This window comes from Ruegeria sp. BHSB056, assembly GCF_059613305.1.
Genome location: NZ_JBXWSG010000013.1, coordinates 55,932 through 62,506 on the forward strand (window position 1 = coordinate 55,932; position 6,575 = coordinate 62,506).

General features: G+C 57.9%; 9 protein-coding genes. 4 read left to right on the forward strand and 5 right to left on the reverse strand.

What is annotated here, in order from left to right; translation table 11 throughout:
- The first annotated feature begins 39 nt into the window (after positions 1–39).
- Complete coding sequence (locus AC2FND_RS05505) at positions 40–684, forward strand: queuosine precursor transporter (RefSeq protein WP_496768400.1); 645 nt, start codon at positions 40–42, stop codon at positions 682–684.
- Positions 685–1,021: 337 nt separating this feature from the next.
- Here AC2FND_RS05505 and AC2FND_RS05510 read toward each other — a convergent pair whose 3' ends face one another.
- Positions 1,022–1,888 carry a LysR family transcriptional regulator gene (locus tag AC2FND_RS05510; RefSeq protein ID WP_496768401.1) on the reverse strand — a complete coding sequence of 289 codons (867 nt, stop codon included), beginning with the start codon at positions 1,886–1,888 and terminating at the stop codon, positions 1,022–1,024.
- Between the two features lie 256 nt (positions 1,889–2,144).
- On the opposite strand from AC2FND_RS05510, the gene AC2FND_RS05515 reads away from it, so the two are divergent.
- Positions 2,145–2,393: an EF-hand domain-containing protein gene (locus AC2FND_RS05515; RefSeq protein WP_480898804.1), complete on the forward strand. Its 249-nt coding sequence runs from the start codon at positions 2,145–2,147 to the stop codon at positions 2,391–2,393.
- Between the two features lie 48 nt (positions 2,394–2,441).
- Positions 2,442–2,777, forward strand: coding sequence for an SPW repeat domain-containing protein (locus AC2FND_RS05520; protein ID WP_496768408.1), 336 nt, complete (start codon positions 2,442–2,444; stop codon positions 2,775–2,777).
- A 48-nt stretch (positions 2,778–2,825) separates the two neighbouring features.
- On the opposite strand, the gene AC2FND_RS05525 is transcribed toward AC2FND_RS05520, so the two are convergent.
- The 4 genes from AC2FND_RS05525 to AC2FND_RS05540 are packed head-to-tail and all read right to left on the reverse strand — an operon-like array spanning position 2,826 to position 5,552.
- Positions 2,826–3,860 (reverse strand): succinylglutamate desuccinylase/aspartoacylase family protein, encoded by a 1,035-nt coding sequence (locus AC2FND_RS05525; RefSeq protein WP_209505177.1) that lies wholly within the window; start codon positions 3,858–3,860, stop codon positions 2,826–2,828.
- 5 nt (positions 3,861–3,865) lie between these two features.
- Positions 3,866–4,771: a 30S ribosomal protein S6--L-glutamate ligase gene (gene rimK, locus AC2FND_RS05530; RefSeq protein ID WP_209505176.1), complete on the reverse strand. Its 906-nt coding sequence runs from the start codon at positions 4,769–4,771 to the stop codon at positions 3,866–3,868.
- The gene (locus AC2FND_RS05535; protein WP_480506560.1) at positions 4,771–5,268 is read right to left on the reverse strand and encodes an ATP-dependent zinc protease family protein; all 498 of its coding nucleotides are present in this window, start codon (positions 5,266–5,268) and stop codon (positions 4,771–4,773) included. Before AC2FND_RS05535 ends, rimK begins: the two co-directional genes overlap by 1 nt.
- A gap of 5 nt (positions 5,269–5,273) precedes the next feature.
- Entirely contained in the window at positions 5,274–5,552 is a 279-nt protein-coding gene (locus tag AC2FND_RS05540; protein WP_209505174.1) for a hypothetical protein, read from the reverse strand.
- A 95-nt stretch (positions 5,553–5,647) separates the two neighbouring features.
- Here AC2FND_RS05540 and AC2FND_RS05545 point away from each other — a divergent pair.
- On the forward strand, positions 5,648–6,575 hold a 928-nt coding region (locus tag AC2FND_RS05545), incomplete at its 3' end, for a magnesium transporter MgtE N-terminal domain-containing protein (RefSeq protein WP_496768402.1).

Genomic DNA, 6,575 nt, shown 5'->3' on the forward strand with positions numbered 1-6,575 from the left:
GCCAAGTCGCCGCTACCTTGTCAAAACGGGCATCAAAACATGCAACGTAACTTCATTCCCGGCATTATTGCCATGGCCACCATTGTTGTGGCGTCGAACATTCTGGTCCAGTTCCTGATCCTTGACGGGCTGCTGACATGGGGTGCTTTCACCTATCCGCTGGCCTTTCTGGTTACAGACATCATGAACCGCGTCTATGGCGTGGGTCCGGCCCGTAAGGTCGTGTTTGCTGGATTTGTCACCGGTGTTATCTGTTCGCTGATCGGCAGCCAGATCATGTTGCAGGGTGACGGGTTCACCTATGCTGCCGTACCGCTGCGCATCGCCGTTGCTTCGGGAACGGCTTTCCTGATCGCGCAACTGACGGATGTCACCGTGTTCAATTCCCTGCGCGGAGGTCGCTGGTGGCGTGCACCGCTGGTGTCGACGCTGGTGGGGTCTGCACTGGATACCACGATCTTCTTCACCCTCGCCTTTTCGGCCTCGGTCGCCTTCTTCGGTGCCAATGCTGACGCCGCAATCAACTGGGCGTGGGAGCCGGTACCCTTCATGCTGTCCGGCCCGGTGGCTCCGCTTTGGGTGACGCTGGCTTTTGCGGACTGGTTGGTGAAGCTTTCGCTGGCGCTGATCGCCCTATTTCCGTTCAAGGTGATCGTTGCGCGGCTGACTGCGCAGCCTGTGTAAAAAAACGCTTTGAGAATGGCACAACTTGTGGCACGCTTCTTTTCAACCGCAACAGATAGAAAAGGAGGTGATCCAGTGTCGAGAAAGAGATTGGAGAGAGGTGTCGGAACAACCGGGGGGATCGCCCGTTAGGGCAGCCCTTGGCGGAGCGCTCGCTCCGGCTGGTCGATTGATCTAACCGACCCGACCTCCTGAACTTTCGAAGGGCCGTCCCGCTGGGGCGGCCCTTTTTGTTGCCGTCACCCACTGGGGGTGGTCAAAACTTACCATGCGCGGAGGCTGGCTGCGTTCGACGCAGCATAAAGCTTGGTCGCGGCAACGGCGTGAATACGTGTCGTCAAAGCTTCGGTGTCTGGCCGCGTGCACTTGATGTCTGGCAAAGCTGCCGCGCGGCCTGACCCGGATATCCTTCTTCCTCGCTTTCATCGAACACGACATAGGCGGCATAAGCGAATCTGGGTGCCGTTTCGATCAACTTGAGCCAGCCTTTGCGAAGTTCCGGTTCGACAACACGCCGTGGGAAATATCCGGCCGAGGGAACCGACCGAAGATATTGCAGGCCGAGGGTGCCAATGCCCAGCTGAAGGCGCGGCGCATCAAGTTCCGGAAAGTTCAGCATATGATCGGCGCGAAACTCCGGGCCCCAGTCTATCAGGACATAAGCGTTGCCCAGATCAGCGGGCAGGGCTTCCGGGCCGCTGCTGACAAGAACAAACTCGTCCTCGAAAAGCTGGAGCGCGGTCAAGCCCGGCGCGTTTCGCGGCCGGTACATGATGGCAAGATCCAGGCTGCCTTCCTCGATTTCGCGCGCGAGTGTTTCCGACGAGGCCGCTGTCGCCCGGATGGCGACGTCAGGGAGTGCCGCCATCAACTCGGGCAGGGCGTTGATCAGATAGCCGTCCCAAAGGCTTGGTGTTGCGCCGATTTCCAAGGCGGCTGCCATCGAAGCAGGCAGACCGGCATCCAGCTTGGCCTGGGTCCACGTTCGCACCAGAACCTGCGCATGTTTGAGGAAATGCCGCCCGGCAATGGTCAGGGTCGCACCGGACTTGCTACGTTCAAAAACGGGCTGTCCAAGCTGCTGTTCTAGCGTTCGGATCCGCATACTGACGGTAGATTGCGTAACATGGACCTTGTCCGCTGCGTCAAGAAAAGTGCCGGTTTCAACGACCGCAAGGAACGTTCGGGCGAGTTCAATGTCCATCGTTCACCTATTTGAATCTTCGATATTATGGGCGATATAAATTCGTTATTCAACGCTATGCGAATGTGCGATACATGCCGCGTAGCGCGAAAGTGCCCCCACCGGATCGGACCGCCAATCAACAGTTTTCATCGTATAGTGGACAACCCGATCTGCGGAACAGGTGCAATCTGTCTGCCGTAGATAAGCCTCCGACACCCAAGCGCTGCACCAACCCCTCAATGGGTAAACCGCCCATTCCCTGATGGAGAACAAAATGAGTCGAGTTTCTGTTGTTGCTCTGCTCGCGTCATTTCTTGCCCTTCCGGCCGCTGCCTTGCCGGTGGGACTGGACACGGACGGTGATGGTCTGGCTTCGCTGACCGAGCTACAGACAAAGTATCCCGATATTACCAGTGAGAGCTTTGCCGAAATTGACACGGATGCCGATGGTTTCCTCAATGACGAAGAAATGGTTGCCGCGGTCGAGGCCGAGTTGCTTCCTGATCCCAAGGGTGACGAATAAGCCAGGGTTGCCGTGAACATGAGAAATCCCACTCCACCCTACAGGTGGATGCTTGCCGGAATGGGTATCTGGTTAGTGCTGTCCCCATTTGTACTGTTCAGCCAGAAAACCCTAGCTCACGGTTCGTCTGACCGTGAGTCGCTCGCCTTCATGACGATCGGTATTGGTGTGTTGGTCATGTCAGGCGCTAGCGGCCGGGGCCACCTTCTCGCACGGGTGGCTCCGGTATTGGCGGTCGGGGCATTGCTGATCGCCGCGCCCGAGGTGCTGCATTTTACCGGTCACGGTGTGGCAGCGGCAAATGCTTGGCTCACGGGATCAGCGCTGATCTCGCTCGCCGCTTGGGAGGCGCTGGCGAGCAATAGATTGCGTGCGATCCTGTAGGCTGGCGCGGGGCAGGCAACTGCCCCGCGTTTCTTTTGGCTCCGGCGTCTAAATGATCTCGTCCTCATCGAACATCGGATCGCCGTCAAGCTGGCTGGCAATCGTATCGACCCGCATTTCGACATCCGAGCCGGTCGTTTCCGCAATATGAAACAGCGCGTCGCCCTCATGAACGACAGGCAGATTTGTCCGCCCTACGATAATACCCGTGGTTTCGCAGATGATATCGGTCCTGAGTTCTCCGAACGGGTCGGAAATGCGTCCAAGCAGGTCACCGGAAGCCACATATTCTCCGGTCGCTTTGAACGTCCGCAACAGGCCACCGGCGGGCGCGCGCATCCACGAGCTTGACCGGACGTGGACAGGCTTTTCGCGCACAGCGGCGATACCACGCTTAGCAACCATGCCCTTTGCGTTCATCACACGAAGGATGCCTGCAACCCCCGCCCGCGCAGACAGCTCGTCGAAACGCAGACCCTCACCGCCCTCGAACAGCAGGATATCCACACCACGCTCTTGCGCGGCCTTGCGCAGCGACCCGTCGCGCAGCTTTGAAATCATCACCACGGGCGCACCGAAGGCATCCGCGTATTCAAGGGTGACATCCGAAGCCGGCGAGACGCGGATCTGCGGCAGATTGGTGCGGTGAATCGCGGCAGAATGAAGATCGATCCCAAGGTCCGACCGCTCGACGATCTCGGTCATGAAAAGATGCGCCAGACGACCGGCCAGCGACCCTCCCTCGCTGCCGGGAAAGGATCGGTTCAGGTCGCGCCGGTCGGGAAGGTATCGGGAATGGGTCATGAAACCAAAGGCATTCACGATCGGGATAACCAGCAAGGTACCCGCAAGCTTGTCAAGCTGTGGCGCCCGAAGCAGCCGCCGTGCGATTTCCACGCCGATCACTTCATCGCCGTGAACGGCGGCACTGACAAACAGGACCGGTCCGGGGCGGCGACCGTGAACCACGTGTACTGACATGCTTACCGGCGTATGATCCGACAGTACGCTAACCGGCAAATCCAGAGTGGTTCGTGTGCCGGGCGGAACGCGAAAACCTCCGATTTCAAAGGGACCGCGCATCAGCTCTACCCACGGCCTCGAGTCTTCGTGTTGCCTTTGGCTGCATTCTTTTCGAGAAACTCGATGATTTTGCCCGCGACATCAATGCCGGTAGCCTTTTCAACACCTTCAAGCCCGGGCGAAGAGTTTACTTCCATCACCACGGCGCCGTGATTGGCGCGCAGCATATCGACACCGCACACATTAAGACCCATGGCCTTGGCCGCACGCACGGCTGTCGAGCGTTCCTCGGGCGAGATTTTGATAGGCTTGGCGCTGCCACCGCGATGCAGGTTTGATCTGAACTCGCCCTCAGCCCCTTTTCGCTGCATTGCCGCGATCACCCTTCCACCGACCACAAGCGCACGAATATCCGTGCCGCCTGCTTCCTTGATGAACTCCTGTACCATGATGTTGACCTTGGCGCCGCGAAACGCCTCGACCACGGATTTTGCCGACCGGTTTGAATCCGCAAGCACCACGCCGATGCCTTGCGTGCCCTCCAGCAGCTTGACCACCAGCGGAGCGTCCCCGGCCAGTTTGAGGACTTCGTCGGTCTGTTTCGGGTCATGCGCGAAGGTGGTGACCGGCAATCCGATCCCGTCCCGCGCCATCAGCTGCATGGATCGCAACTTGTCGCGGGATCTGCCAATCGCAACCGACTCGTTGAGCGGAAAGACACCCATGATCTCGAACTGCCGCAACACGGCCAGCCCATAGAATGTGACCGAAGCGCCAATCCGCGGGATCACCGCGTCATAACGCCCAAGCTTTTTGCCGTCGTAATAAACCTCGGGTCGACGCGACGCGATATTCATGTAACAGCGCAGTGTGTTCACAATATCCAACTGGTGCCCGCGTTGTTCAGCAGCCTCTTTCAGACGCTGGTGGGAATACAGGTTTGGGTTCCGGGCAAGCATGACAAATTTCATTAGCGTCGTCCCTCTGCGTCCTTGGATCTTGTCTTGCTCTTCATCTTTTTCGGGTCTTTTCGTGCATCCAGAAGATATGAATGGCCGGGATCGACTAGGATTCCGCGCCTTCGAATGGCCGTACGGCCAAGGATCAGATCAAACTCCATCTTCGCACGGTTGGCCAGAGAAACGTCGATCAACCAGCGATGTCGCCCAAGCAAAAGCTGTGTTCTGACAATCAACCGGCGTTCCGGAATGCCGCCTGTGTTCTTGATTTCCCGCTCGTCTACAACCCGCGTGCGCACCCGACCCGATGAACGGCGATTATGGACCGGGATCATGAACTCGACCCATCGTTCGCCATCAACCTCGAACACGGTCTGGTCCACGGCATGCAGGGCCGCGGTTCTGGCGCCTGTGTCTATCTTTGCTGGAATATGCTCGATCCCGAACTCGGGCAGGCTGATCCGCTCGCGCCATCCTATGACTTCGGGGTATCCTGTTTGTTTAGCCATGGCGACTAAGCCACGCAGTCATCATTGGCGCGCCGGTAATTCACAAACGAATTCGCGCTCATCACCACGTAAAAACTATCCATATCGATTAACACGTACCCAAGTTCAAAAAGTGCGATCGACAGGGCGCGGATATCTGCTTCATACAAACGCCTGCGCCCGGCGATCCGACGCACCAGCTTCTCCGGGATGCGATACCGCCCGCTGGCCTTGCCGCCAAACTCCTGATCGTACAAGGCGGCCAGATGTTCGGCTGCGGCGGATATCCAGTCATTTTCCTGCATACACCTTCTTATTAAGCAGAAAATTTTTTGTCTATAGACAAAATTTATCTGCTATATGGGCAAGACCAAGAATCTATACCCCCATAGGTCGGCGGATGAGCGATACGGACTCCTTACCAATGGAAACAGGGACGCAGCTTCAGCTGGCGTTGGAAAACCGCGACGGGGCTGCGCTGGCAGACCTGCTTGATCCGCTTTCGTTAAGCGAAGCACTGCGGGAATTGCTCAACTTGCCCGTTGACCAGCGAAGCGCCGCGCTCTCGTTGCTGCCACCGGAACGTGCGGCCGAACTGGTCGAAGAAGCGCCAAACGCGCTGGCGGTCGATCTTGTCGAACGCTTGGTATCCGATCAGGCCGCCGAGATCATCCTTGAGCTGGATTCCGACATTCAGGCGGATGTGATCGGTGAACTAGAAGACGCCGATGCAGAAGCGATCCTTGCCCGGATGGACCCGGAAGATGCTGCGGATGTCCGGCGGCTGGTTGAATATGACGACGATGTCGCCGGCGGTCTGATGGTGGCCGAAGCCTTTACCTTTTCCGATGGCGATACAGTCGGAAAGGTTCTGCGGCGTTTCGCTCATGAAGAGTACGACCTTGAACGTTACCGTGGCCAGCACCCCTACGTTTTGAATTCCGATGGCGTGCCTGTCGGAGTGCTGTCCTTACGCAGCCTGCTGTCCACACGGCGAAGCATCAAACTCACTGATATCATGGTGCCCCCCATCACGGTTCCGGCCACAATGCCGCTGGAAGAACTGGAGGACCTTTTCGATGAGCACCCTTTTCTTGGGTTGCCGGTTGTCGAAACGGACGGGAATCTTGTGGGTGTCGTTTCCCGCTCTGCCGTGGATGAGGCGCTGCTGAAGCGCGCGGAATCGGCAAGCCTGAAACGTCAGGGTGTCTTTGGTGACGAACTGCGATCGATGCCTTTGCCGCTCAGGGCGCGGCGACGGCTTCAATGGTTGTCGGCCAACATCGTGCTCAACGTGATCGCGGCCAGTGTGATTTCCGCCTATGAAC